The organism is Priestia sp. TRM10 (assembly GCF_057808375.1).
Genome location: NZ_JBJZOT010000015.1, coordinates 132,579 through 155,973, shown reverse-complemented (window position 1 = coordinate 155,973; position 23,395 = coordinate 132,579). Strand labels below are relative to the sequence as shown.

Below are 23,395 nucleotides of genomic sequence, written 5' to 3'. Positions count from 1 at the left end.
GTCTTTAAAGGTAAAAATTCAGACTGTTACCCAAAGCTTAGTTTTCGTCATAAGCATTAAGCGCATTAACTCCATGAGCCAAAGCAGATCCTGCTTTTAATGCTGTTGCTACCATAATAGCTTCAGCCATTTCTTCTTTTGTAACTTGTGCTTTTTTAGCTGCTTTTACATGAATTTCAATACAATAAGGACAACCGGTAACATGAGCAATCGCAATTGCAATCAACTCTTTTTCCTTCACACTAAGTTTCCCTGCTTTCATTGCGTTTTGATCGAAAGAAATAAAAGAGCTAAAGGTTTCTTTTTGTAGAGAAGAAAATTCGCTTAAACGGTTAATATAATTAGATTTGTACAATTCATCATCATTGTTTCCATCATAAGCATTAAGCGCATTAACTCCATGAGCCAAAGCAGATCCTGCTTTTAACGCTGTTGCTACCATAATAGCCTCCGCCATCTCTTCTTTTGTTGCTTCCTGTTTTTTGACTTGATTAACATGAGCTTCAATACAATAAGGGCAACCTGTAACGTGAGCCACGGCTACAGCTATTAATTCTTTTAGTTTGGAAGATAATTTGCCTTGAGATAAGGCTTTTTGATCAAAATTAGTAAAGGCACGAAATGCCTCATTCGATAATTTACTAAATTCCCCTAAACGATTAATATATGATTTTTCATATAAGCTATCTTTGTTCATTTTATCTACTCCTTTTTTTACAGCAGTCTGTTTTAATACTTTAACGCATATGGAATATTCAAAGTGCGGTTAAAATATCAACTATTTAAATAACATTTAAATTGACCGATCTATATAATCATTACTAATATGATTTTTGAAGATTTATTAATAAGAATCATATCAGTAAGAAAGGGCGTACTTTTTACGAATTATATTAGTGAAAAATGCATCATAAAATGCTTTCTTAAGTAGGAACCGCAATAAAGTATGTTTTCATTGCTTTTTCTATTCTTACTGACATTATAAGGGGATATTCTTGCGCTTATAAAAGTAGCCCTTTATATTACTACAAACAGAATTTATATATTAATGTTTTAGTTCCAGATACTTTTCCCATTCGTGAATACTTTCTGCCATACGGTAAGCCTTAAGTCCTTTATCTTTCATTTTTTGTGCAGCTATAGCTGAAAAGGCACAAAATTGACCTCTACAATAAGCTACAATTTCTTTATCTTTCGGTAATTCTTGAAGATATGAATCTAATTTTTCCATAGGTAAAGAGACTGAACCTTCTATATGTCCAGCTTCATACTCATCTGAGGGACGTAAGTCTATGAGGATTGTATTTCCTTCATTTAATTTTTCATAAACTTCATCCATCGTAAGGGTATATAAACCTTCCAAGCCACCTAAGAAATCTTCTTTAATCCGACTGATATCTGAAAGCTGTTTTTCGCCAATATGCCATAAGGAAAACAAGAAATCAGTAATAGCTGGATCAGCCAATGAATAGATAGCATATGTTCCCTTTTTAGTAAACTTAACTAATCTTGAGTCATTTAGAATTTGAAGATGACGTGAAACGTTTGCCACACTCATCCCCGTATCCTTAGCTAATTTTTCCACTGTTTTTGGACCATGAACTAATAAATTTAATATTTCAAGACGTTTGTCACTGGACAAACATTTTCCAACTCTTGATAGCTGTTTATACATTTCATCTTTATAATCTTTTGCAGAAGAAATGAGCTCTTCCATAATTAATCATCCTTTATTATTCAATTGATTATATTGTTGATGATACTATAGTTGAAATAAAAATAACAAGATAATGATTGTATTAGCTCATACTTAATCTACAAGAGAAAATTAAATGTGAATTAAAAAGATGATTGTATGATTTATTTTTCTATTGCAGGTTAGCTATAATTTCAAGAAATGTAACGAACAATGTCATCAATTAAAATGCATCGATTTTTTAATATTACGGTGTCTAAATTATTATGGTTCAGTATAAGGCTAATTATTATGATGTGAAAATCAATCAAAAGATAGTACTACTTTTTATTAATTTAATACGGCGCTCATATGTTCAGTGGTGACTGCCCAGTGTGATGCCGTCCAATATTTAGATTTATCTTTCACAAAAATAATTTGTGGAGATTCATGTTTCACATTCACATCCTCAGCTATCTTGTTAGAAACTGCGCGTGATTCAATTACTTTCACAAGAGTGTAATCTAAATCATAATTTGGTGTATTCTCTAAATAATCATTGTATTCTTGTAAAGCATTAGCACTTACGGGACAAGTAGTACTATGCTTTAAAATGACCTGTCCTTGTTTTGTGGAATTTTCTAAGATGGAATTCCATTCTTCTAATGTTTTTATTTCCTTCCAATCCATTCCGTCTCCCTCCTTACATGAATTGCAAATATTCTCTAGTATTATAAAGAATTCATACATATAGAGGGGGAAGTTTCCCCCTTTTTATTTTTATCTTAAGCGAGCTGTAATTCCACCATCAAGTGGCATAATAATACCTGTAATCCATGATGATGAATCATCAGCAAGGAATAAGACAGCATTCGCTACATCTTCTGGAGTACCATTACGTCCAATAGGGTGAAACTCATTAAAAGTTGGTAATACTTTCGCTACTTCATCCTCTGACATAAAAGTATTATAAATTGGTGTTTCAACCACTGCAGGTGCTACGGCATTTACTCGAATGCCATCGCCAGCAAATTCTACAGCTAAATTTCTTGTTAAAGCATGTCTTCCTGCCATTGCAGCTGAATAAGCTGATGAAGGAGTTGCTTCCACTGCTTGAATAGCCCACATTGAACCCGTATTTACAATCGCTCCTCCTCCACGTTTTTGCATTTCTGGTATAACGGCTTGAGAAGGGTAGAATGTTCCTTTTATAATTGTATCTAAATAAGACTGTACATCATCTTCTGTATGTTCAAGAAACGGTGTTGGATTAAATTTACCTGTATTATTAACTAATACGTCCACACCGCCAAACATTTCTACTGCTGTTTTAACTAAGTTCTTTGAAGTTTCTTTTTTACTAATGTCCCCAACTACATATAAAACCTTTTTGCTACTTGGATCAATCTCTAAAGCTGTTTCCTTTAATACATTTTCTCGACGGCCATTAATAATTACATTTGCTCCTTCTTCAAAAAATCTTTTTGCAGTGGCTTTACCAATCCCAGTACCTCCGCCAGTTACGATAACAGTTTTATTTTCAAATTTCATTATCATTCATCTCCATTTGTATGATTTATTTCGTTAATCACTAATTGAAAATCTTTTTATATGATTTGCAAATCATTATTCAATTGAATAGTTGAATAATAGCATCGGAATTTTATTTCGTCAACTAAGTTTTTACTCACTACATCATTTCTTTATGGCGAGTAGTATTCATGCGAGCTATTCTTATAGTAATTTAGCCGATAATATTTTTTCCTCTGTCATAAATTTATTAAATGTGAGATAGGTATCTAAGGGATATCCTCAAATTTTACATTTTGGGTGGCGCGGATAAAAGAACGCGTGATATCTAGTGTTTATATAACCATCCTGTACTATTTTCATTAGAATGTTTCTGAATTAGACTCGCCAATATTATTCCTATCGTTAAGTGGAGGTATTTTATCTTTACTATTAATTCCCGTTATTATATAGGCTCATGGGAGGAAAGAGGAAAATAAAAATGAAGATCGATCAAAGATTTTAATATGAAATAATTCATGTAGTAATCATTTAATTAAGCTAATCAAAAGGAAAAAGGACTTTAAATTTTAAAGTCCTTTTTTATTTCTACTGATAATGTATTTTATGTTAACTAGGTTTATTAAAGACGCTATATCATTAATGGAAATCGGTTTTTTCAGTGATGAATACTATTAAATATCAAATTTAACATTACCAAGCCATTTTACGAACTCAGGTTCTCTATGTGAAAAGAACACGCTCTCTTTCGTATCTAACGTAGTAATTGTCTCCATATCTTCTTGACTTAATTCAAAGTCAAAGATGTTAAAGTTTTCAATGATTCTTTCTTTATGAACAGACTTTGGAATCACAACGATTTCCCTTTGTGTCAACCAACGTAGAATCACCTGAGCAACGGATTTATTATACTTTTTGGCTATTGATAGTAATACTTCATTTTGGAACATATTGTTTCTTCCTTCAGCAAACGGTCCCCAAGACATGATCTGAACATTGTTGTCTTTCATAAGGTTATGACTTTCTATTTGTTGGCAGAAAGGATGAGTTTCAACCTGGTTTACTGCTGGAACTACTTCGTTATGAGTAATTAAATCTACCAGACGATCCGGATAGAAATTGCTGACTCCAATCGCTCTAATCTTACCCTCACGATACAATGCCTCCATAGCACACCAAGAACCATATACATCTCCAAATGGCTGATGAATTAAATATAAATCAATATAATTCACTTGTAATCGTTCCAGTGACTTTGCAAATGCTTTCTTTGCATTCTCATAACCAGCATCTTGAATCCAAAGTTTTGTTGTAATAAAGATTTCTTCTCTTGGGATACCACTTCGTTTGATTGCTTTTCCAACTGCTTCTTCATTCATATAAGCCGCAGCCGTATCAATCAAACGATAACCAGAGATAAGAGCTTCGTAGACAGCCTGTTCACATTGTTTTGCATCTTCAATTTGGTAAACGCCAAAGCCTAATATTGGCATCTCCACACCATTATTTAACCTTACTTTTTGCATACATAATTCCTCCTATGTTTTACCCTATTTAGTCTTTTTTGATTACGATTTATAAGTTCAGCACCTTTGTGCTATGATTAGGCTATCACCTTCGAGTAACACGAAGTCAATCAGTTTAAATTAAGTTTATTTATTTTTTTATAGAGGACTTACCATATTTACAATAAAAGAAGTGACTAGTCTACTCAAATCCAACGAACATCCGTAAAAATATACATAAAGAAAAAGCACAAACCTGTTAGGTAACAGTGGGTTTGTGCTTTTCTTATTTCAGAGTGTAAGAGGAAATAGAGGTTGCCGTGTAAACTGTTCCTCACCTCTTTTATCCTTATTTCTCTAAACTGACCTAAAACAACAGTGTTGTTATTCACGGTTCCCATTAATTTTGATGGGCTTTTTCTTGCATGTCATTTTTTGACCAAGTACCAGGATTCATGTTATCTGGAACTATATGATTCATAATATCACGATAGTGATCCACTTTGTTTACCATAAATTCTGCTCTTTGTTTTGCTTCTTCTAACTGAGCCAAAGCCTTGTCTCTTTGTTCCAAAAGAATCTCATAACGTTGCGGGATAGTAGATTCACCTTCCAGACATAAGTCTACATAGGTTTTGATAGCCTCGACTGACATACCACTTTGTTTCAAATGTTTCGCACCTCTAAGCCAATTGATGGATTGTTGATCAAAAAGTCGATTATTATTTTTATCACGCTGCAAACTTGGAACTAATCCTTTATCTGTATAGTAGCGAACCGTATGTTCAGTGAGATCAAGGAGCTTAGCCACTTCTTTCACCGTATACATTAGTAAGTCCTCCTCAAAAAATTTAAGTTAATGTTACTCGGAAACTCTTGACTTCGTGTTACACGAAGGTAGTAGGCTTAGTGTAGCACAAAGGTGTTGAAGTTGTCATTCCAATACAAGGAATATAGCCGATTTCGACCCATTGGATGGCCACTTTAGCGAAAACTTACAAAAAGGGAGAGATGATTTATGGAATAAAAAACGTAAGCTATTCATCAGTGAAAAGAAAGAATTTAGGATAGTTCAAGATAAATCACAAAATTCACATCAATACATTATGAACGAATGAAAGTTGAGGATAGATTTTTATGTCTAAACGAAATAATTTGCTTATCTTTATATTAACCATTGGAGTATTCGGCATCTTAACGACTGAAATGGGTGTTGTTGGGGTATTACCTTTGATTGCCGATCACTATCATATTAGTGTATCTCAAGCCGGGCTACTAGTGAGCCTCTTTGCCCTTGCTGTGGCCATTTCTGGTCCTATACTGCCATTATTGTTTTCAGGTATAAATCGCAAAAAGGTCATGTTACTTGTCCTTGGCATTTTTGTCTTGGGTAACATCGTCTCTATGTTTGCATCAAACTTTACCATATTGCTAATTGCTCGTGTGATTCCAGCATTTTTTCATCCCATTTATTGTTCATTGGCTTTGACAGTAGCTGCTACCTCAGCTAGCAGAGAAGAAGCTCCAAAAGCTGTTTCTAAAGTAATTTTAGGAGTAACCTCAGGGATGATACTTGGCGTACCCATTACGAATTATATTGCTAGTGAAACTTCCCTAGAAATCGCCATGTTATTCTTTGCTATCGTGAATGCATTAGCGTTCATAGCTACATTGATATTTATTCCATCCATGCCCGTTAAAGAAAGACTTTCTTATGAATCTCAAGTGAGTGTATTAAAAAGACCTCTTACTTGGTTAGCAATTGCAACGGTCATTTTTATAGGTTCCGCAACCTCGAGTGTGAATACTTTTATTACAGAATACCTTGAAACTATTACGAATATATCAGGGAACATCTTAACTTTGGCATTATTTATATTAGGCTTAGCTAGTCTAATTGGAAACCTTGTAGGTGGTAGGTTACTTACAAGGAATGCTATGAAAACCGCCATAACTTTTCCTATTGTATTGGGAATCGTTCATCTATTGTCCTTACTTACGGGGACATCCACTGGATCTATGATGCTTACAATTTTGTTATGGGGGTTTTTATTTGCTATAGGAAATAACGTCAGTCAATATTGGATGACCTCTGCGGCCCCAGAAGCTCCTGATTTCGCAAATGGATTGTTTTTATCCGTTAGTAATTTAGGGATAACCATTGGTACAGCAGTAGGTGGCTTATTTATATCAGGAATGGGGACACAATACATTGTATTAGGAGGATTACTATTCCTGATATTGAGTTTAGTATCTATTTTAATAAGGAAATATATGTTTGATTTCAAAAAACACCTTTCAACAGAAGGGATAAAGTAAACAACAGTTTATGAAGGATAAAATCATTTAATACTTCTAAACGACATATTGATTTAAATGACACATTAGGGAAGACAGACTAGATAGAACTAGTCTGTCTTTTTTATAAAAAATTTATTTTATGTTTCTATCAAAAACTATTAAAAGTGTTGACTTCGTGTTACGCGAAAGTTGTAACATGTACTCATATCGATAGAAAGGGTGAAAGCGTATGAAAAAACGATTTCTACGTGATTTAGAGGTTTCATCGATTGGTTTTGGTTGTATGGGGTTTAGCCATGGATACGGCAGTGGACCAGACAGAAACGAGTCGATCAAGCTAATTCGTCAGGCGTATGATTTAGGTTGTACTTTCTTTGACACAGCTGAAGTTTATGGCCATGGTTCCAATGAGGAACTCGTGGGGGAAGCTCTAAAATCTATTCGGAACAACGTTATACTTGCTACCAAGTTTACAATTCAAAAAGACAGTGCTGTTACTTCAAAAGAATCGACACTGCAGCAGATAAGAACTCATGTGGAAGCTTCTTTGCAAAGACTCGGGACAGACTATATTGACTTGTATTATCAGCATAGAGTGAACAAGGATATTCCTGTAGAAGAAGTAGCATTCAGCATGGGCGAGCTGATCAAGGAAGGGAAAATTCGTGCCTGGGGACAATCCCAATCTACAGAGGAGGAAATCAGACGTGCCCACGCCGTTACACCGTTGACTGCTATTCAGAGTGAGTATTCCATCATGGAGCGAATGTTCGAAAAAGATGTTATCCCTACCTGTGAAGAACTAGGTATTGGTTTTGTTCCTTTTTCGCCTCTAGCTAGTGGATTCTTATCAGGAAAAATTAAAGAAGATACCACGTATGAGGGGGATGATGTAAGAAGGGTCATCACACGCTTCGACAGAGATAACATAGTTGCAAATCAGCCCTTGCTGGATTTGATTAAACGTTTTGTAGAATCAAAGGGAGCTACGTTGGCACAAATTTCTCTGGCTTGGATGTTGCATAAAAAAGATTTTATCGTACCTATTCCTGGCTCAAGAAAGCTAGAGAGAATCCAAGAAAACCTCGGAGCAGCCGATGTAGAGCTTACGGAGGATGAATTTAATCAAATTGAGAAAGAACTTGAAAACGTTCAAATTTTCGGCAACCGAACGGATGAAGACATTGCAAAGTTAAAAGACATGAATGATTAATCATTAAAAGACAGCTGCAAGTCTAGTTTATGACTTGTAGCTGTCTTCTTCTTTATTGTCTCAGTGAACGAACGCTATAGTGCAAAGACATTAAGGTTTCCCTCGATTAATAGTTGTGTATACAGAAGAATCTCGACAAATAAAGATGGGCCTCTATAGATGAAAGAAAACCCTAAAACGTAAAAGAAATGATAAAACTTTTTTAAAAAGTTCCTATTGGATAATAGTCCATCCTATAAACAAGTGGAAGCTTTAACGTGAATTTAAAGCATATCGTTATAAATAACATCTCTATCTTTAGAAGCAGATATTTTGGAAGGTAATGCTTTGTCTTTGTGAAGGTAGTGAAATATAAGGTCATAAAAGTATACTTTTACGGACTGTTTCTAATTGTTACTTTTTCTATAAAAAGTTGTAAATTGCAACTAAAATTATCCTGGTTGCGAAAGAGTTGTACCGTTTTACCCCTTTGGATATAATTATCTAAAGAGGTGGTTGCATGAAACTAAATCATTTAAACTTAATTGTCGAAGATGTAGAGAGTTCACGACAGTTCTTAGAAACTTATTTTGGTATGACATGTGTTGGTAGCAAAGGAAAAGGGTTTGCTGCTATGCTTGATGAAAATCAATTTGTATTAACTTTAATGAAAGGAAAGGATGTTAAGTACCCTAAGACCTTTCATATTGGATTCCCACAAGAAAGTAGAGAAAAAGTTGATCAAATTAATAAACGTTTAAAAAATGATGGTTATAAGGTCGATCCTCCAGTTGAAGCTCATGGATATACTTTCTATGTTAAAGCTCCAGGTGGATTTACCGTTGAAATTTTATCAGAGTAAATTATTTATTTTTCTTAAAGATCAATAGGGGACTCTACAAAAAAAGCACATCTTGGAATAGCAAAAGTAGAAGATTACCCCTTTTTATAAAATTCGAACAAAAAAACCATTTATAGAATCTTCACCTAAATGGTTTTTTTGTTCGAATTTTTTGTACGACTGTACTAAAATAAGCGCATGAGTAAAAAAAGTAAACCAATTAACCAAAAAACAATTGTCATTCATCGAAAAGGCCCGTAGAGCTCAAATTGTGGAATGTGCGATTAAAACAATTGCAAAAGTGGGTTACGCTCAAGTCTCTTTAGGAAAAATTTCAAAACGCGCAAAAATCAGTAAGAGGGTTATTTCTTATTACTTTGCAAATAAAGAGGAATTATTGGAGCAAGTAGCTTTCGAATACTATATGGCTTGGCAATCATATATTTCTCAATGAATAGAAGCTCAAAACTCTCCTAAAGAAATGCTTCGGGTGTATATTGAATCCAATCTTACATTCGCAAATGAAAATCGGCAGCATGTTTTCGCTGTTATAGAAATGGTTTCTAATAAGAGAACTGCTGATGGTAAACTTCGGTTTGCAGAAGAACATGATGAAACTATTTTACTTCCAATTGAAAATATTCTCACCCTAGGGATGCAAGAAGGAATTTTCCGAGAATTTACCAGACCATCGGCAAGGGTGATGGCGTTAACAACAAGAAATGCCATTGACGGGTTCACCATCGAATTAATGAGAAAGCCTCATTTAGATGTTCAGGAATATACTAGAGAACTGGTTACAATCTTAGATAACTCAACTAAAAAGTAATGTGTCACATAGGAGGATAACAATGATTTACTATGAGGTCCTTTGTTATAGTTGTAAAAAAATATTCAGAGTATACGAAGGTTCACTAAAATATAAACAATTTAAGGAAAGAAAGAGTAGGATTTTTTGTTGCGAAGATTGTAGTCATAAAATACGCATTGAAGCAATCAAAAATTTCTTTAGATAGTTTTTTGGGAGAATAGATTGTGGAATAATGTACTTCAACTTACGAATGCGTTAGCATAACAAGCCGAATCAAAAAAATAGGTTCCTAAACGTTGTAAGGAACCAATTTTTCTATGTTGTAATTTGCCTAACGTTGTAAATCCGTATTTTCCTGACGATATCCCTAGCAGAAATTGCACCTAATCCAATTTACACGCAAAGGGTTTTACAAGAACTGTATGGAAGGTAAATTCATGTAACATGTTCTTTGAATTAAACAATTGAGCCGTTTTACAAGATCTATGCAATTATTTTCAATTAAGATAACAACAACTTTTTCGTTGTTCGGCTGATTTAGCAGGATGGATGTTTTGAACCCACTCTTCAATGGTTAGCACTAGATGTTGTGTAACCGTCTAGTCGTTTCATATAGTTTTTGTAACGATAAAAAAGCCCCTATAATATTTTTCGTATCTAGAGGCTTTTAGGATTTTAGCTCAAATACTTGAAGAAAATATAGTGAAGCGAAAGATTTCTAGTGATCCCTGGTCTTATGCAACTAGTCCAAACCGTTTATGGATGAATTCCTTTTGGTTCTAAACAGACTGATCCCTTAAAATAAGTTGCCCTTTTTTCATCATATGCATATTTTCTTCCACTTTTAACACTTCTTTCAGTCACTGAGGGAGTACAGTATTATGAAAGATAATTCAAATAATGAGGGAATTGGATGAATAGAATCGTCGGCATTATATCGTGAGACCCGAATGCAATTCAGGAGTTCTGATGACACTAAAAAATGCATTGAACTAGGCACTAAACTCTCTGTTCTTAGGGGTAGAGTCAGGAAAATGCGGATTTACAACGTTAGGCAAATTACAATATAAAAAGCCTAAATTCCCGGTGTTATAAGTAAGAATTTAGGCTTTGATTACTTCATTAAAGCGCCCGTTCGATGAAGATCATTTGTAGCTTTAGAATAAAGATTGATTAAAAGGGAGTGACTTTTATAGAATTATTAAAAAGAAAAAAATGGAAATTTAGGACGTATTTTTTGCTTCGTTTGACAACTATCTGATTTTTAATATTATTTTCCCTTTCGCCCTTCCTGACTCCGCATATTCCATCGCTTTTTGAGCATCTTCAAAAGGAAAAACTCTATCAATTATAGGTTTGATTTTACCAATCTCAATAAAGTTTGCGATTATACGTAATTGCTCTCCACTTGGCTTCATAAACAAAAACGTATATTGAACATTATGCTTTTTTTCAAGCGCAGTAAGTTTATTACTTGCTGCTGAAAACAACAACGTTTTAAAAAATCCGGAACCATATTCTTTACCAAAACGAGCATTCGGTAATCCCGAAACGGAAACAATTTTTCCTCCACTTTTTATCACTTCGAATGATTTTTCGAGTATCTCGCCCCCAAGTGTATCAAATACGGCATCATAGTTTTTTAGTATCTCTTCAAATTTTTCTGTCTTGTAATTTATAATTTCATCTGCACCAAGAGATTTTACTAAATTCGCACCAGCTTCACTGGCAGTCGTTGCAACAGTGGCGCCTATTAATTTGGCCAGTTGAATAGCAAAGGTACCGACACCACCAGCCCCAGCTTGAATTAAAATCTTTTGTTCCTTTTGTAATTGCAAAATGTCAATTAGGGCTTGATAGGAGGTTAACCCAACCAGCGGAATCGATGCTGCCTCTTCAAAGCTTAAATTTTTAGGTTTTAAGGCGATGTCATCTTCATGAATAGCGATATATTCAGCAAAAGTACCGATTTTACTCTTACGTGGACGTGCATATATTTCGTCACCAACTTTAAAACGAGTCACTTTTGCGCCCACCTTTGCAACGACACCAGAAAAGTCATTGCCTAAGATAAGAGGCATTTTATATTTAACTAACAATTTCACTTTCCCATCGCGTATCTTAAAATCAACAGGATTAATACTAGCTGCATGAATTTCTGCGAGTACCTCATACTCACCAATTTCAGGTGCGGACATTTCTGCCAAACGCATTGGAGATTTCCCATACCTATCAATAACCATTGCTCTCATAGCCTATACCTCCAAATAATGTGTGTTTAAATTCCATCATTTCAATAAAAGTTCTGCATGAACTTATCAATATCCAACACAAGCGTTCTTAATAAACCTAATTCTGTACGTACATTAATATAATAGAAGTTTTTTGTCCCTTCTTTACGCATTAAAATAACACCGGCATCTCGTAAAACCTTAAGATGATGGGACACAGCAGGTCGAGAAAGATGTGTTTGTTCAGTGATTTCACCCACACGTAATCCTGTTTGACAATCCGTCCCCATTAGAACTAACAAGATCGATTGACGTGTTTCATCACCAATTGCCAATAGTACTTTTTGACAATTAATAAAATCCTCTTTGATCATATTTAATTGATCCTGTTTATTCATTCAGTAAAATACCTCCAATAATCAGTTTAATGGTTTAAGTTGATGAACCATATTACCGAATACAACAATATACTATTGTTATGTTAGATGCAATATTGAGAAAGCAAATCGAGACGAATACATCTTAGAGGGGAAGCATCATTAACTTTCAATGTTCAGCAACTTAAAAAAGGGGACTATGTTTGATGATTGCTCTAAGGGGAAGGGTGAGGAAAATGAGGATTTACAACGCTAAGCACATTTCCAAGATGATTCCCCTATAGAGAATACATCACTAAATACAGCATACAAGCGCTATATTGCATGCTATAGTATTCCTATATTATCCTTTATGGTTAAAAATGGAGAAGTGAGGGGTAGAATGGACAAGCTAATATGTGGTGCTATAGAGATTCAGTTTCCCGACGAAAATTACTCTGTTTTTTTTGTTTCACAGGATATGGCGGATCTTTTCAAAGTAGAAACCAATGATGAGGCATTGCGTCTTATACGCAAAGTCTTGCGTGAGAAACTAGACCGGAAATTTTATAATCGGATTGAATTTGATCAGGAAAGCAATGCCCTTACCATTGCCATTGCTAAAGGTGAATTGATGTTTAAAGTAGCCCGTATCTTGAATAGTATGTTGGGTATTTATCTATCTTCTTATGAAGAAGAGCAAATAAAAGGGTTGTTGTTAAACTATAAGAGACTAAACAAAGATGGAAGAAAGGAGATATTTTTATCATTCCACTTTGTAATCAACAAATGGCCTTAGGTCAGGTAGTGGATAACTATGAATCATATAGTGCTATCTGTTTGTTATTTAAACATCTCTATAGTGAGATACCAGATATTACAGTATCCATTCAAGAAATATCCTCAGTTATTGTACCTATCCAGTCTATAGAATTAAATAATTATACGTATAGGGTAATTGCTTATTTATCTCCTCCAATCTTACCTTTAAATCAAGAGGAGCTTGAAAATGTAATGCTCTCCACCTTTAGTGGGTGCATTCTGATAGAACTATCTGAAGCGTTTCAGGGAATGAGACCTCGGACTTCCCAGTACGATGAAGTAATAGAATTGGAACAATATATTTTACAATAGAGGGAATCACAAACAAAAATTTTTATAAAAAAGAGCCATCACATTTTTAATAAATGGATTGGCTTTTTTTACTTCCTAGAATTTAGCTTATGTTAACTAGGTTTGTATGTTGTATACAGGATTTGTTAAACAAAACTTTTGGTAAAATGAAATTATAAGGAAGGTTGGTGTATTAGATGAGGAAGATAGCTGTTATGGCAGACATTCATGGAAACAACGTAGCATTGGAAGCTGTCCTGTTAGATATTGCACGTCGAAATATTGATACAGTATTTAATTTAGGAGACAGTTTATATGGCCCATTGGATCCTCTAAAGACGTTTAACCTATTAATGGAACATAATATATATCATATTATGGGGAATTGCGATCGAATTATACTGGAGCCCTCAGAGGAAAAGGAAGGTTCCACTATCCATTATGTCAAAAAAACTTTAACAAAAGAAGCTCTTGATTGGCTGAAACATCTTCCGAGTAGCATCACTATAAATAATATTCTTTTATGTCATGGTACACCTTCTTCTGATCAAGTCTATTTATTAGAAGAAATGACAGAAGAAGGGGGGACCTTAAAGAATTCAGAAGAAATTATGCAAGCCCTTGAAGGTGTTGAACAAAACATTATATTTTGTGGCCATAGTCACGTTCCTAGGACTGTTTATTTACCAAATGGAAAATTGGTTATAAACCCTGGTAGTGTGGGGCTTCCGGCTTATGAAGATGATTTACCACTACTTCATAAAATGGAGTCAGGTTCTCCCTATGCTAATTATACAATTATAGAAGAGATATCTAATCAGTGGGTAATTGAACATATTAATGTATTTTATGATTGGGAGAAAGCAGTTCATATAGCAGAAACTAATAAGCGTCCAGATTGGGCGTATGCTTTAAAGTTTGGAAGAGTGTAATCTTTGAGTCTAGCAAAGAAGTTCCTAGCTTATACTTTTAAAATGAGTAAAGAAAAAAGCCCGATTTAAAGGCTTTTTTCTTTACATTCCGATAAGCAACATTGTGGTAAGTAGATTTGTATAGAGTATGCATATAATACTTTGTTTTAAAGATTAGACTCCTTAAAATAAGGAGAAGATAAATACAAAAAGGAAATTAGAAAAAGTGATCTTTAATATCCTAATTGCGTTCATATTACCTTGGACTGTTGGAATTCTTCATCTTTATAAAAGAGATAAGGCGATTATACTTTTAATTGGCACATTTTTTTGTGTTATTGCATTTATTGTAAATGAATTCGGCTTCTACTATGGATTTTGGAAAATTGCTCCCTTCTTTGATCAAAAAACCTTGTCTGCTTTACCTTTTAATTTAGGACTTTATCCGATTTTGGCAAGTTATTTGATATTCTTTATAAAGAAAACGAAAAGACCTTACCTAATGGTCTTTTCCATATCACTATTTACTACTTTTCTTGAAATGACATTAGTTTTAAGTGGAAAAGTTGTATATAGTAATGGTTGGAATACTATTTGGACATTTTTCTCCTACCTCATCCCATATATGTGGTTGTATTGGTATTATCTTCACTTAAAAAAGTTAAAAATAATGAGTTAAGTTTCCCCATGAAGGGATCTTCCAGTTGAAGATCCCTATTTAATGCCAATAACATATTTTATGTAAACTAGGAGTGGATGGCCTATACATAATGTTTTATAATACAACTATTGTTAAAATGGAATTAAAAGGATAAACGAAGGGGGATTTTTTATGTTTCAAAGTTTAGATAGTTTTTTAAAATCTTGGGAGTATGAAGCGAATGCTACTCAGAGACTACTAAAAAATTTAACTGATGGGTCGCTTAAGCAGGAAATTACTTCACAGAATTGGACTCTGGGACGTATTGCTTGGCATACAGTAGCTGCCATTCACATCATTGCTTCAAATACTAACTTAACGTTTGAAGCACCTTCTAAAGATTGGCCTGTTCCTACTTCGGCTCAGTTTATAGCAGACAGCTATCATCAAGCAAGTGACGCATTTGTACAAGCATTAAAAACTCAATGGGTCGACAAAACGTTAGAAGAAAGAATAGACTTTTTGGGTCAGAAAATATCAAATGGGTCACTTTTAATGTTTTTAATACAACATCAAAACCACCATCGAGGACAAATGACCGTTCTTATGAGACAAGCAGGATTAACCGTTCCAGGTATTTATGGACCATCAAAAGAAGAATGGGCGAATTTGGGTATGGAAGCTCCCAAAATGTAACATTAAATATATAAGGGTAAACAAGTAAAAGCCCTTAATAAAAGGGCTTTTTGCATGTGATTTCCGATAATTAACATTATATAAACTAAGAAGGTATAAAATATACACTCTTCCTATATAGTAAACATCACAGAATCCTTTAAAAGCGGTGCCAATAATAATAAACATTTTGGTTATCATATAATTAAGGATTGATTGGAAAACTATTGAAGCGATGTGAAAAATCATTTAGGATGGTGGGTAAAAATGGATTTTATCTTTTCAAACTTTAAAAAAGGTGTTGAACAAAGTTTGAGAAACAATGGGATAGATAAAAAGAGACGTTTTAAGATTAGCGCTATAGTTGCTTGTTTACTTGTTAGTATAATGTCTATTTTACCTAATGATACCCATGCAGATGAGGTAACAAAATTAGGGAAATCATCAACAGATAAGGGTATCACTTTTACTATCGATGATTTTTTTTATAATGGGAATAAACTTGTTATTGATTACACAGTAGAATCCAAAACAGCCCAAAAGATAGATGAAACTCATTCTAATCTTTTAGAGAAACCGGATGTTTCTATTAACGGTAAATATATTGACAGTATCAGTTACCAGGGTCATCAAAAAGTAGCAAAAAACAAATATAGGGGTGTAATAGAAATTAATCTGCCAGAAGATACACCTGACCATTTTGCTTTGAAATTTAATACTGATAGTATTTTTGATAAAGAAGGGCAATGGACAATTGATTTTCCTGTAAATAAATCTGCGGTAATTTTCTTTTACCACTTTTTAATTTAAAACAAATAATATTTAATGTAATAACATAAGTTACCAATATATTTATTTTAAGAAGTAAGGGGCATTTACCCCTTGCTTTTTTTCGTATGTTCTTTATTCCATTTTTGGGTGTTCTTTTTTCGGCACACCTATCCTCTATAAACGTTGATATAACAATATTCTTTAACTTACCTCTTATCACTTTATTTAAATGGCAAATCGTCTTTTGATTTGCAACTCTTTTTTATGTTTTTTTCGTAGGAAAAACATAAGCCTGAAGGCTGAAAAATTGCCTGAAGGAGATAAGTCTTTAAGGGACGAAGTTCCTCATTTAATAATTGGCGAATGCGACAGCTATTACTCCGATTAATTTTTGAGAGGGGGCAGTATTTTAGAAAGTGAAGAAGAAAATGAGTGTCGGAAGACAGTCGTTTCTTTTTCACTTTCAGCAACCGAAGGGCGGTAGTCGTAGCCAGTGAAACTGGCGGAGAGAACAAGGCAACATTGCGAAGCTTTGTTGCATCTTGTTCGACTTTAAAATGAGGCGAAGTATTCATTTTCTACAGTGCTTGTACTAGTTTATTTCTGATAACACTCATTACATAAACAAGAAACTCCCTTAGGCAAAAGGTCTGGGGGGGATTTTATAGAATATAATTAAGTTGACTACTGATACCTTGTATTATGTCGATAATGAATAGTGAAATAGGGGGAATTTCAAATGACACATCACACATCAAATTTGTACGACTTCCATGTATGGGCAAACCAAAAAAATTTCGACCGATTAAAAGAACTTTCTGAGGACATTTACGAAAAGAAAATTCAGAGCGTTTTTCCTTCTATATCAAAGGTGATGGCGCACATTTATGTCGTCGATAGCGTATGGTTAGAGGTTATTTCTGGTAAAAAATTTAATGAAGTATATGCATTAGGTGAACGGTTGAGAGAACAGATGGAAACGAAAAGAATCGAGGAAGTAGAAAGAATGTTTTTCGATTTATCTGACCGGTACAAAGTGTTTCTCAATCGTCAGGAAAATATGGAAACGGCCTTGGTGCTTGAAACCCCATTTGCTGGACGACTCGAAACTCATTTATCTGACTTAGTACAACATGTTGTCAATCATGGAACATATCATCGTGGCAATATCACGGCTATGTTGAGACAATTGGGTCATCCTGGTGTTATGACTGATTATGTTTTATATTTATATGAAAAAGGCAACAAATCTTAACCTTTATAGATAATAAATGAAAAGAGAAGAGATACTTTTAGTTCAGTACTTTAAGTACTCTTCTCCTTTTTAATATGTTATACAGTATATTCGAGGTAAGTTACGAGCTCAAAAAAGTAGTAATTTGGTTAAAATGAAATTTATCATGGTCTACCATGGCATTCATATAGGAGCGTAAAGATTGCTCTTTATCTTGAATCATATATATTTTATTGAAATCTTCTTCAGAAAACATATTTAGGGAATCTATAAGATTCTTTCGGGTTTCCTTCAATTGTTGGATAAGTTCCTCTTTATGAATCCCCGATTTGGCATAATTGGCAGCTTCTCTGTTAAAATCTTCTACGTTAATATTTGCTTTTGTTACATGTTTTCGTGATTGCAGTAGAAGAAGACGCTCAAGAATAAAGCGATCCCAAAACAAGATGTGCGAAATAGTTTCAGCTGTTGACCACTTACCTAATTTGATAGGAGTCAACCAAGCTTTATCACTAATGTTTAACATTGACTGCAAGAAATTATCAATATCTGCATACTGAACTAAGATTTCATTTTTGGTTCTCAATGTAAGAGGCCTCCTTAGATTTTTATACTAGATTCCTCAGAGAATCAAATCCCTTATGTGTTTGATTTTTAGTTTTTCACTTCCTACTTTCTGTATTACGTTAACTAAAAATGTAGGGAGGATACAACATAGGAATTTCGTTTTTGTAAGCAGAAATAGTACTAAATATACTATATAAAAACAAAGGGAGTAGATTCTATGAATATTTTAATTACAAATACCAGAGAAAATGTTGATTGGTCAAGGATGAAGGAAATTTATCATTCTGTAGGGTGGGAAAAACACGATGAAGAGAAGATTAAAAAGATATTCAATCTAAGTAATGTCATAACTATTGCTTATGATGAAAATAAAATTGTAGGGTTTGGACGAGCTATATCAGATGGAATATTTAATGCTGCTATTTATGATATTGTGATTGAAGACATATATCAATATAAAGGAATTGGACAACGAATTATAGGTGACCTACTTGCTCAACTTAAGGATATTTCATGTGTTCATCTTGTCGCTACAACAGGAAATGAAGAATTTTATCATAAAGTAGGTTTCAGTAAGATGAAAACTGGTATGGCTCGATATTTAAATGCTACTTTAACTGAATAATACTTGGAATAATTGATTTCGATAATTTACTAAAGAAGTTTCAGCCCTCCATATATTCTTTAAAGCTTATTAGATTAGGAAAATTAAAAACATTTCTCTTCAAGGTCTCTACAATATCTTGATTATCTGTTGTCACAATAATTAACTCTCCATCAAAGAATCCAATTTCTACAACAGCATTTTTAATGGGTGACACATAATTTTCGGCCCAGTAATGTCCGTCTTCCTCAATTACTGGAAGTTTTCCAATTTCATTAAGATCAACTTTCTCTTTGACAGCTATCATAACACCGAATAACACCAATACTTCCTCATTTTTTATAATTTTCATTAATTCTTGTCCTGTTAGTGTAAAAGTCTTTTTATAGAATATAGAATCCTCTAACTCTTTATTTCCTTTAGTTGAATGTGCTGTTAAGTCACTAAATACCCAGTTGTAATCTGTGAAACTTATTTGAGTATGTGAAAAGAATATATTAAGCCAATGGGGGTTCACACTCGTTCGATAGTCTTCTATACAGTATCTCATACTCATTTCGTTTTCTCCTCCCCTCTATCTACTAAACTATGTAACCTGTTCATAAAAGTATACTTGTACGGACTGTTTTTCTAACCATAACGTTTCCCTTTTCTGTTAGTAAAGGTTAGATTAAGAAGGTTTATTCATAGTGGTGGTAGAAACTAATGATAAAACCAAAATATTCAGGGGGAAAACTAATGATTAATAAAGTCGGTCAAATTATGGTATATGTAGAGAATCAAGATGAGATAGTAAAGTTTTGGACTGAAAAGGTAGGGTTTAGTGTAATTTCTGAACAAGATAATGGTCAAGGAATGAGATGGGTTGAAATTGCTCCAACAAAGGATTCAGAAACAAGTATCATTCTACAAAATAAAGAATTTGTTGCTAAGATGGATCCTGAATTAAATCTTGGTACACCTTCTTTACTGTTTTTTACAGAAAATCTCGATAAATTATATAAAGATTTATCAAATAAAAATGTTACAGTCGGAGAAATTGTAAATATGCCTTCTGGCAGAGTATTTAACTTTGCAGATAGTGAAGAAAATTACTTTGCAGTCATGGAAAAGAGTGAATAACTCCTATTTTTTATTGAACTAAAGGGCCCGGTTATGAAACAACGTTCGAACATAGACGTTCAGCAAGCACTTCAACAACTAATTAATAAATATAAATCTTAATTATCTGTACTCGTTAAAGTAACGGTGAAATTATAATTCCTAAAGAACGATCTTCAAGTAAAGATCGTTCTTTTATATTTAAAAAGACACGTTATATGAATGTTCCTTAGTTTACATAGTGTTGATTATAAGCACTAAAAAAGGCTTTAAGAAGAATTAAAGCCTAATAATATACATTTCCTCTCCCATTGATATAGGGGATTAATCTGTCGAAAAAATCTCTTTCTGCCATTTGTGGTAAAAGTAAATTATAAAGGAAAGTCCATAAATAACTAAGGCATATTGCCAAAATGTAATATTTTTATATTTGGCAATATCTAACAAACTTAATAATGGTAAAATGATAAAACTCATAACAATATCCATAATTAAATTTACAACGGTATACAATAAAAAATTATGGGACGTGAGTCTGAAAATCCAAAAGGTTCCAACTGCAAAAATTCCATAGGCAAAGCTTACATCAATCATATACCCCCATGGGACAATAAACTCCTCGATAACCCACCACTTATATATATAGGCTATTTGAAAGATGATCGTCATTAAGAAACAGGTAAAAATAGTTACAGGCATAAACCTTTTTATGGTTGTGGAACTAGCAAAAAACAAAGTAAACCATGGGAGGATTAAAAAGATAAATAAAATAATTTTTGTAGTCATGAAGTTAAACCCTCCAATACTTTTCAATAATAATTCACCCTTATTGTTTCAGTAGAATACAAAGTTATTCATTCTTAGTCTTATTTTCCATAAAATATCTTAGTGTAGATTTTATGTCATTTGGTTGGCGGGACCCTATCCAGTTGATTTTTGTTTCCTTTATTTAACAACATATGTTATATTATGTTAAAAAGGAAAACTAATTTTATGATAGGACTTATTATTGCCATTATTCTTTTTAATTTTATTGCCTTTAAAACAAATAAAAGGTTAACAGCAAATCAAATTGTTCATCTTTGGTTGTTTACAATCGCTTTTCAAAGTAATTTCGACGTGTATATAGATTTAAAATATCATGGATACTGGTATTTTACAGACGATGCAGATTGGACAGGAATTCTTGTTCATACTGTGTTAATTCCGCCTGTTAATATGATGTTCCTTAATTGGTATCCCTTTAAGAGGGATTATATTAGGCAAGTTCGGTATTTTATTTTTTGGTTGATAGCCATTTTGCTTTATGAAATGTTTACATTATTACCTAAGCCTTGGGGTTATTTCTATTATGGTTGGTGGAATTTATGGCATTCAGCTATTCTCAATCCTGTACTTTTACTTATCTTACTAGGCTATTATAAGTCAGTATGTAAGCTAGAGGACAGGCTGTTAGCAAAAAAGAAATAAAAAGCGACCTCGGCATTGGCAAGCGAGGTCGCTTTTTTAGGGATACTCATTAGTTTCACCCCAACTTATTCTAGCAGGATTATACAATTTTACACTCTGACATTTTAGTGGAAAGGAATGAATTTAATAATGAATTCGAATAAAAGATAATTGAATAGGGGGCTTAAATAAATCCTCCATTTACACGTAGTGTTTGACCAGTGATCCACTGTGATTTTTCGCTTACTAGGAATTCGATGACATTCGAAATATCCTCTAGTTCACCGAGGTGGCCAAAGGCACTCTTTTTTTTCATCCCCTCTATTTGTTGTTTTGTTTTCCTGCGGAGAAAAGCTCTATGTCTACCGGACCCCGTATTATTAGAGTTAAAAAATGATAATGGTAACAGACGGTTCGTATTAAAATAATGGGGTACTTTTATTTACAAAAGCTGCTTCCTATAATAAAACTTATGTAAACAAACTTCATATATAATATACAGGCTAAAAAAGAAAAAACTCCTTGCGCTTTTATAAAATAGGAGTTTTTTCTTTGAAGACGATAATTGTATTTTTTATTTATCAAAAAATATGGATTTGTGAGGTGTTTTTAATCAAATTTTATTACAAAGCTACATTTAGAAAGTAGTATATATTTGCATCAGAATCGAAAAAGTAGCCTTGAAATACTTTTCTCTAACCATTATACAAAAATATTAGTTTCTTGGATCTACATAATCCGGATAATCCATAATTATTGCGTCAACTCCCACATCTAATAAAAAAGCTGCGGCCTCTTGACTACGTACTGTCCAAGAGCCAATTTTCATACCAAGGGAGTGAACTTGATTTACTAAATCTTCAGTAACAATTCCATAGCTTGGGTTAAAATAATCAGCATAAGTCGAAAATTCTTGTAAGGCTTGTTCTGTTGTGTCTGCACTTGAAGATGTTAAAACGCCAATTGGAACTTTGGGAAGAAGCTCATTCATTTTTTTCATTGATTTATGATTAAATGATTGGACAATTATTTTTTCATTTTGTGGTTTATCAAGATTTCGTTCTTTTAATTCTTTAGTTACATTTTCTTCAATCCCAGGATAAAGCTCCGGAGCTTTTAATTCTATTAATATTCCAATTTTCCCATGGTAACGATCAAGTATCTCATCAAATGTTGGGATTTGTGCCCCTGCAAATTGCTCACCTTTCCAGCTGCCTGCATCTAGGTCTCTTAGTTCTTTAAACGTAAGATTTCCAACCTTTCCAGATCCATCTGTTGTACGATCAACTGTTGTATCATGGATAAGAACTAGTTTGCCATCCTTGCTTCTTTGAACATCAATTTCTATATAGTCCGCCTTCATTTCTACTGCTTTATCAAAAGCAGCAATCGTATTTTCAGGTGCATATGCTGATGCACCGCGATGGGCAACATTATCAACCTTTCTTAAATCCCCAGTTGTTTCTGCTGCAAAAGCCTGACTTAGTGGACTGAATAACAAAGTAAATGCTAATCCGGCCCCTGCTAATAATTTTTTGCTCATGTTCATCATCTCCCATCTAAAATATGAATACCAATATTATTTTAGAAAAAGAGTGTTGTTGAAGTATGTATTTATATTTACATCTAAATAATGATTTTGTAAATAAAAGTAGACGTTTTGACTTAATTTTATTTACAAACTTACTATTTATTAGAAAAACCAAGATCTCTCTACGGTTTCTTACTGAACTGTTGCATCTCTATAGTTAAGTAGAGGCCTTTCCAGTTTCTTAACTATATTGTTTGAAAACCTTATCCCTTATAAGCTAATATAAACAGAAAAAGAAAAAACGACCTTCATGCGAAAGGAGAAAGGTCGTTTTTTCTTTGTGAACATATTATATAT

Annotated in this window: 27 protein-coding genes and 1 pseudogene; 15 read left to right on the top strand and 13 right to left on the bottom strand. The window is 33.5% G+C overall.

Annotated features, from left to right (window positions below; all coding sequences use genetic code 11):
• Positions 1-37 precede the first annotated feature (37 nt).
• The 6 genes from ACK3CR_RS17610 to ACK3CR_RS17585 all read right to left on the bottom strand — a co-directional run bounded on the left by ACK3CR_RS17610 (position 38) and on the right by ACK3CR_RS17585 (position 5,539).
• Positions 38-697, bottom strand: a complete 660-nt coding sequence (locus tag ACK3CR_RS17610; protein ID WP_430237015.1) for a carboxymuconolactone decarboxylase family protein — start codon at positions 695-697, stop codon at positions 38-40.
• 348 nt (positions 698-1,045) lie between these two features.
• The gene (locus ACK3CR_RS17605) at positions 1,046-1,717 is read right to left on the bottom strand and encodes an ArsR/SmtB family transcription factor (RefSeq protein WP_430237013.1); all 672 of its coding nucleotides are present in this window, start codon (positions 1,715-1,717) and stop codon (positions 1,046-1,048) included.
• A 309-nt stretch (positions 1,718-2,026) separates the two neighbouring features.
• The gene (gene ytxJ, locus ACK3CR_RS17600) at positions 2,027-2,365 is read right to left on the bottom strand and encodes a bacillithiol system redox-active protein YtxJ (protein WP_488975862.1); all 339 of its coding nucleotides are present in this window, start codon (positions 2,363-2,365) and stop codon (positions 2,027-2,029) included.
• Positions 2,366-2,455: 90 nt separating this feature from the next.
• The gene (locus tag ACK3CR_RS17595) at positions 2,456-3,226 is read right to left on the bottom strand and encodes an SDR family NAD(P)-dependent oxidoreductase (RefSeq protein WP_488975861.1); all 771 of its coding nucleotides are present in this window, start codon (positions 3,224-3,226) and stop codon (positions 2,456-2,458) included.
• 653 nt (positions 3,227-3,879) lie between these two features.
• Positions 3,880-4,731: an aldo/keto reductase gene (locus ACK3CR_RS17590; RefSeq protein WP_488975860.1), complete on the bottom strand. Its 852-nt coding sequence runs from the start codon at positions 4,729-4,731 to the stop codon at positions 3,880-3,882.
• A gap of 379 nt (positions 4,732-5,110) precedes the next feature.
• Entirely contained in the window at positions 5,111-5,539 is a 429-nt protein-coding gene (locus ACK3CR_RS17585; RefSeq protein ID WP_328164765.1) for a MerR family transcriptional regulator, read from the bottom strand.
• A gap of 308 nt (positions 5,540-5,847) precedes the next feature.
• Here ACK3CR_RS17585 and ACK3CR_RS17580 point away from each other — a divergent pair, with 308 nt between their 5' ends.
• The 6 genes from ACK3CR_RS17580 to ACK3CR_RS17555 all read left to right on the top strand — a co-directional run bounded on the left by ACK3CR_RS17580 (position 5,848) and on the right by ACK3CR_RS17555 (position 10,060).
• Positions 5,848-7,029 (top strand): MFS transporter, encoded by a 1,182-nt coding sequence (locus tag ACK3CR_RS17580; RefSeq protein WP_488975859.1) that lies wholly within the window; start codon positions 5,848-5,850, stop codon positions 7,027-7,029.
• Positions 7,030-7,240: 211 nt separating this feature from the next.
• Positions 7,241-8,224, top strand: coding sequence for an aldo/keto reductase (locus ACK3CR_RS17575; RefSeq protein WP_488975858.1), 984 nt, complete (start codon positions 7,241-7,243; stop codon positions 8,222-8,224).
• A 499-nt stretch (positions 8,225-8,723) separates the two neighbouring features.
• A complete protein-coding gene (locus ACK3CR_RS17570) occupies positions 8,724-9,065 on the top strand; it encodes a VOC family protein (protein ID WP_410915042.1) in 342 nt (113 codons plus the stop codon).
• 250 nt (positions 9,066-9,315) lie between these two features.
• The gene (locus tag ACK3CR_RS17565; RefSeq protein ID WP_243519249.1) at positions 9,316-9,498 is read left to right on the top strand and encodes a TetR/AcrR family transcriptional regulator; all 183 of its coding nucleotides are present in this window, start codon (positions 9,316-9,318) and stop codon (positions 9,496-9,498) included.
• Positions 9,499-9,534: 36 nt separating this feature from the next.
• Positions 9,535-9,873, top strand: coding sequence for a hypothetical protein (locus ACK3CR_RS17560; protein WP_488975857.1), 339 nt, complete (start codon positions 9,535-9,537; stop codon positions 9,871-9,873).
• 22 nt (positions 9,874-9,895) lie between these two features.
• The gene (locus ACK3CR_RS17555; protein ID WP_243519253.1) at positions 9,896-10,060 is read left to right on the top strand and encodes a DUF2197 domain-containing protein; all 165 of its coding nucleotides are present in this window, start codon (positions 9,896-9,898) and stop codon (positions 10,058-10,060) included.
• Between the two features lie 1,048 nt (positions 10,061-11,108).
• Here ACK3CR_RS17555 and ACK3CR_RS17550 read toward each other — a convergent pair.
• The gene (locus tag ACK3CR_RS17550) at positions 11,109-12,107 is read right to left on the bottom strand and encodes an NADP-dependent oxidoreductase (protein WP_243519257.1); all 999 of its coding nucleotides are present in this window, start codon (positions 12,105-12,107) and stop codon (positions 11,109-11,111) included.
• 41 nt (positions 12,108-12,148) lie between these two features.
• Positions 12,149-12,484 (bottom strand): ArsR/SmtB family transcription factor, encoded by a 336-nt coding sequence (locus tag ACK3CR_RS17545; RefSeq protein WP_026568583.1) that lies wholly within the window; start codon positions 12,482-12,484, stop codon positions 12,149-12,151.
• 361 nt (positions 12,485-12,845) lie between these two features.
• Between ACK3CR_RS17545 and ACK3CR_RS17540 the strand changes: the two genes are divergently transcribed.
• From ACK3CR_RS17540 to ACK3CR_RS17515, 6 genes are all read left to right on the top strand, one after another.
• Positions 12,846-13,241: a hypothetical protein gene (locus ACK3CR_RS17540; protein WP_488975856.1), complete on the top strand. Its 396-nt coding sequence runs from the start codon at positions 12,846-12,848 to the stop codon at positions 13,239-13,241.
• Between the two features lie 529 nt (positions 13,242-13,770).
• On the top strand, positions 13,771-14,487 hold the full coding sequence (locus ACK3CR_RS17535; protein ID WP_410915041.1) for a metallophosphoesterase family protein: 717 nt from the start codon (positions 13,771-13,773) through the stop codon (positions 14,485-14,487).
• 205 nt (positions 14,488-14,692) lie between these two features.
• On the top strand, positions 14,693-15,145 hold the full coding sequence (locus ACK3CR_RS17530) for a CBO0543 family protein (RefSeq protein WP_328124662.1): 453 nt from the start codon (positions 14,693-14,695) through the stop codon (positions 15,143-15,145).
• A 153-nt stretch (positions 15,146-15,298) separates the two neighbouring features.
• The gene (locus ACK3CR_RS17525) at positions 15,299-15,802 is read left to right on the top strand and encodes a DinB family protein (protein ID WP_243519265.1); all 504 of its coding nucleotides are present in this window, start codon (positions 15,299-15,301) and stop codon (positions 15,800-15,802) included.
• Positions 15,803-16,048: 246 nt separating this feature from the next.
• Entirely contained in the window at positions 16,049-16,591 is a 543-nt protein-coding gene (locus tag ACK3CR_RS17520; protein WP_488975855.1) for a DUF4179 domain-containing protein, read from the top strand.
• Positions 16,592-17,291: 700 nt separating this feature from the next.
• On the top strand, positions 17,292-17,807 hold the full coding sequence (locus ACK3CR_RS17515; protein ID WP_488975854.1) for a DinB family protein: 516 nt from the start codon (positions 17,292-17,294) through the stop codon (positions 17,805-17,807).
• Positions 17,808-17,907: 100 nt separating this feature from the next.
• Here ACK3CR_RS17515 and ACK3CR_RS17510 read toward each other — a convergent pair whose 3' ends face one another.
• Positions 17,908-18,372 carry a DinB family protein gene (locus tag ACK3CR_RS17510; protein WP_488975853.1) on the bottom strand — a complete coding sequence of 155 codons (465 nt, stop codon included), beginning with the start codon at positions 18,370-18,372 and terminating at the stop codon, positions 17,908-17,910.
• A 198-nt stretch (positions 18,373-18,570) separates the two neighbouring features.
• On the opposite strand from ACK3CR_RS17510, the gene ACK3CR_RS17505 reads away from it, so the two are divergent.
• Positions 18,571-18,978, top strand: coding sequence for a GNAT family N-acetyltransferase (locus ACK3CR_RS17505; protein WP_243519278.1), 408 nt, complete (start codon positions 18,571-18,573; stop codon positions 18,976-18,978).
• A 40-nt stretch (positions 18,979-19,018) separates the two neighbouring features.
• Here ACK3CR_RS17505 and ACK3CR_RS17500 read toward each other — a convergent pair whose 3' ends face one another.
• Positions 19,019-19,513: a DUF2691 family protein gene (locus ACK3CR_RS17500; RefSeq protein ID WP_488975852.1), complete on the bottom strand. Its 495-nt coding sequence runs from the start codon at positions 19,511-19,513 to the stop codon at positions 19,019-19,021.
• Positions 19,514-19,695: 182 nt separating this feature from the next.
• On the opposite strand from ACK3CR_RS17500, the gene ACK3CR_RS17495 reads away from it, so the two are divergent.
• Complete coding sequence (locus tag ACK3CR_RS17495; RefSeq protein ID WP_243519284.1) at positions 19,696-20,079, top strand: VOC family protein; 384 nt, start codon at positions 19,696-19,698, stop codon at positions 20,077-20,079.
• Positions 20,080-20,382: 303 nt separating this feature from the next.
• Here ACK3CR_RS17495 and ACK3CR_RS17490 read toward each other — a convergent pair whose 3' ends face one another.
• Positions 20,383-20,844 carry a hypothetical protein gene (locus ACK3CR_RS17490; protein ID WP_243519288.1) on the bottom strand — a complete coding sequence of 154 codons (462 nt, stop codon included), beginning with the start codon at positions 20,842-20,844 and terminating at the stop codon, positions 20,383-20,385.
• Positions 20,845-21,051: 207 nt separating this feature from the next.
• Between ACK3CR_RS17490 and ACK3CR_RS17485 the strand changes: the two genes are divergently transcribed.
• Entirely contained in the window at positions 21,052-21,528 is a 477-nt protein-coding gene (locus ACK3CR_RS17485; protein ID WP_243519291.1) for a hypothetical protein, read from the top strand.
• A gap of 163 nt (positions 21,529-21,691) precedes the next feature.
• On the opposite strand, the pseudogene ACK3CR_RS17480 reads toward ACK3CR_RS17485, so the two are convergent.
• Both ACK3CR_RS17480 and ACK3CR_RS17475 read right to left on the bottom strand, forming a co-directional pair.
• A pseudogene (locus ACK3CR_RS17480) lies at positions 21,692-21,882 on the bottom strand (SDR family oxidoreductase); the annotation flags it as partial.
• Between the two features lie 340 nt (positions 21,883-22,222).
• A complete protein-coding gene (locus ACK3CR_RS17475; protein WP_488975851.1) occupies positions 22,223-23,050 on the bottom strand; it encodes a glycerophosphodiester phosphodiesterase in 828 nt (275 codons plus the stop codon).
• Positions 23,051-23,395: the final 345 nt, after the last annotated feature.

Excerpts from the sequence above, each read along its gene's own strand:
- ACK3CR_RS17610 (WP_430237015.1), bottom strand. The coding sequence starts at position 697 with ATGAACAAAGATAGCTTATATGAAAAATCATATATTAATCGTTTAGGG.
- ACK3CR_RS17605 (WP_430237013.1), bottom strand. The coding sequence starts at position 1,717 with ATGGAAGAGCTCATTTCTTCTGCAAAAGATTATAAAGATGAAATGTAT.
- ytxJ (WP_488975862.1), bottom strand. The coding sequence starts at position 2,365 with ATGGATTGGAAGGAAATAAAAACATTAGAAGAATGGAATTCCATCTTA.
- ACK3CR_RS17595 (WP_488975861.1), bottom strand. The coding sequence starts at position 3,226 with ATGAAATTTGAAAATAAAACTGTTATCGTAACTGGCGGAGGTACTGGG.
- ACK3CR_RS17590 (WP_488975860.1), bottom strand. The coding sequence starts at position 4,731 with ATGCAAAAAGTAAGGTTAAATAATGGTGTGGAGATGCCAATATTAGGC.
- ACK3CR_RS17585 (WP_328164765.1), bottom strand. The coding sequence starts at position 5,539 with ATGTATACGGTGAAAGAAGTGGCTAAGCTCCTTGATCTCACTGAACAT.
- ACK3CR_RS17580 (WP_488975859.1), top strand. The coding sequence starts at position 5,848 with ATGTCTAAACGAAATAATTTGCTTATCTTTATATTAACCATTGGAGTA.
- ACK3CR_RS17575 (WP_488975858.1), top strand. The coding sequence starts at position 7,241 with ATGAAAAAACGATTTCTACGTGATTTAGAGGTTTCATCGATTGGTTTT.
- ACK3CR_RS17570 (WP_410915042.1), top strand. The coding sequence starts at position 8,724 with ATGAAACTAAATCATTTAAACTTAATTGTCGAAGATGTAGAGAGTTCA.
- ACK3CR_RS17555 (WP_243519253.1), top strand. The coding sequence starts at position 9,896 with ATGATTTACTATGAGGTCCTTTGTTATAGTTGTAAAAAAATATTCAGA.
- ACK3CR_RS17550 (WP_243519257.1), bottom strand. The coding sequence starts at position 12,107 with ATGAGAGCAATGGTTATTGATAGGTATGGGAAATCTCCAATGCGTTTG.
- ACK3CR_RS17545 (WP_026568583.1), bottom strand. The coding sequence starts at position 12,484 with ATGAATAAACAGGATCAATTAAATATGATCAAAGAGGATTTTATTAAT.
- ACK3CR_RS17540 (WP_488975856.1), top strand. The coding sequence starts at position 12,846 with ATGGACAAGCTAATATGTGGTGCTATAGAGATTCAGTTTCCCGACGAA.
- ACK3CR_RS17535 (WP_410915041.1), top strand. The coding sequence starts at position 13,771 with ATGGCAGACATTCATGGAAACAACGTAGCATTGGAAGCTGTCCTGTTA.
- ACK3CR_RS17525 (WP_243519265.1), top strand. The coding sequence starts at position 15,299 with ATGTTTCAAAGTTTAGATAGTTTTTTAAAATCTTGGGAGTATGAAGCG.
- ACK3CR_RS17520 (WP_488975855.1), top strand. The coding sequence starts at position 16,049 with ATGGATTTTATCTTTTCAAACTTTAAAAAAGGTGTTGAACAAAGTTTG.
- ACK3CR_RS17515 (WP_488975854.1), top strand. The coding sequence starts at position 17,292 with ATGACACATCACACATCAAATTTGTACGACTTCCATGTATGGGCAAAC.
- ACK3CR_RS17505 (WP_243519278.1), top strand. The coding sequence starts at position 18,571 with ATGAATATTTTAATTACAAATACCAGAGAAAATGTTGATTGGTCAAGG.
- ACK3CR_RS17500 (WP_488975852.1), bottom strand. The coding sequence starts at position 19,513 with ATGAGTATGAGATACTGTATAGAAGACTATCGAACGAGTGTGAACCCC.
- ACK3CR_RS17495 (WP_243519284.1), top strand. The coding sequence starts at position 19,696 with ATGATTAATAAAGTCGGTCAAATTATGGTATATGTAGAGAATCAAGAT.
- ACK3CR_RS17490 (WP_243519288.1), bottom strand. The coding sequence starts at position 20,844 with ATGACTACAAAAATTATTTTATTTATCTTTTTAATCCTCCCATGGTTT.
- ACK3CR_RS17485 (WP_243519291.1), top strand. The coding sequence starts at position 21,052 with ATGATAGGACTTATTATTGCCATTATTCTTTTTAATTTTATTGCCTTT.
- ACK3CR_RS17475 (WP_488975851.1), bottom strand. The coding sequence starts at position 23,050 with ATGAGCAAAAAATTATTAGCAGGGGCCGGATTAGCATTTACTTTGTTA.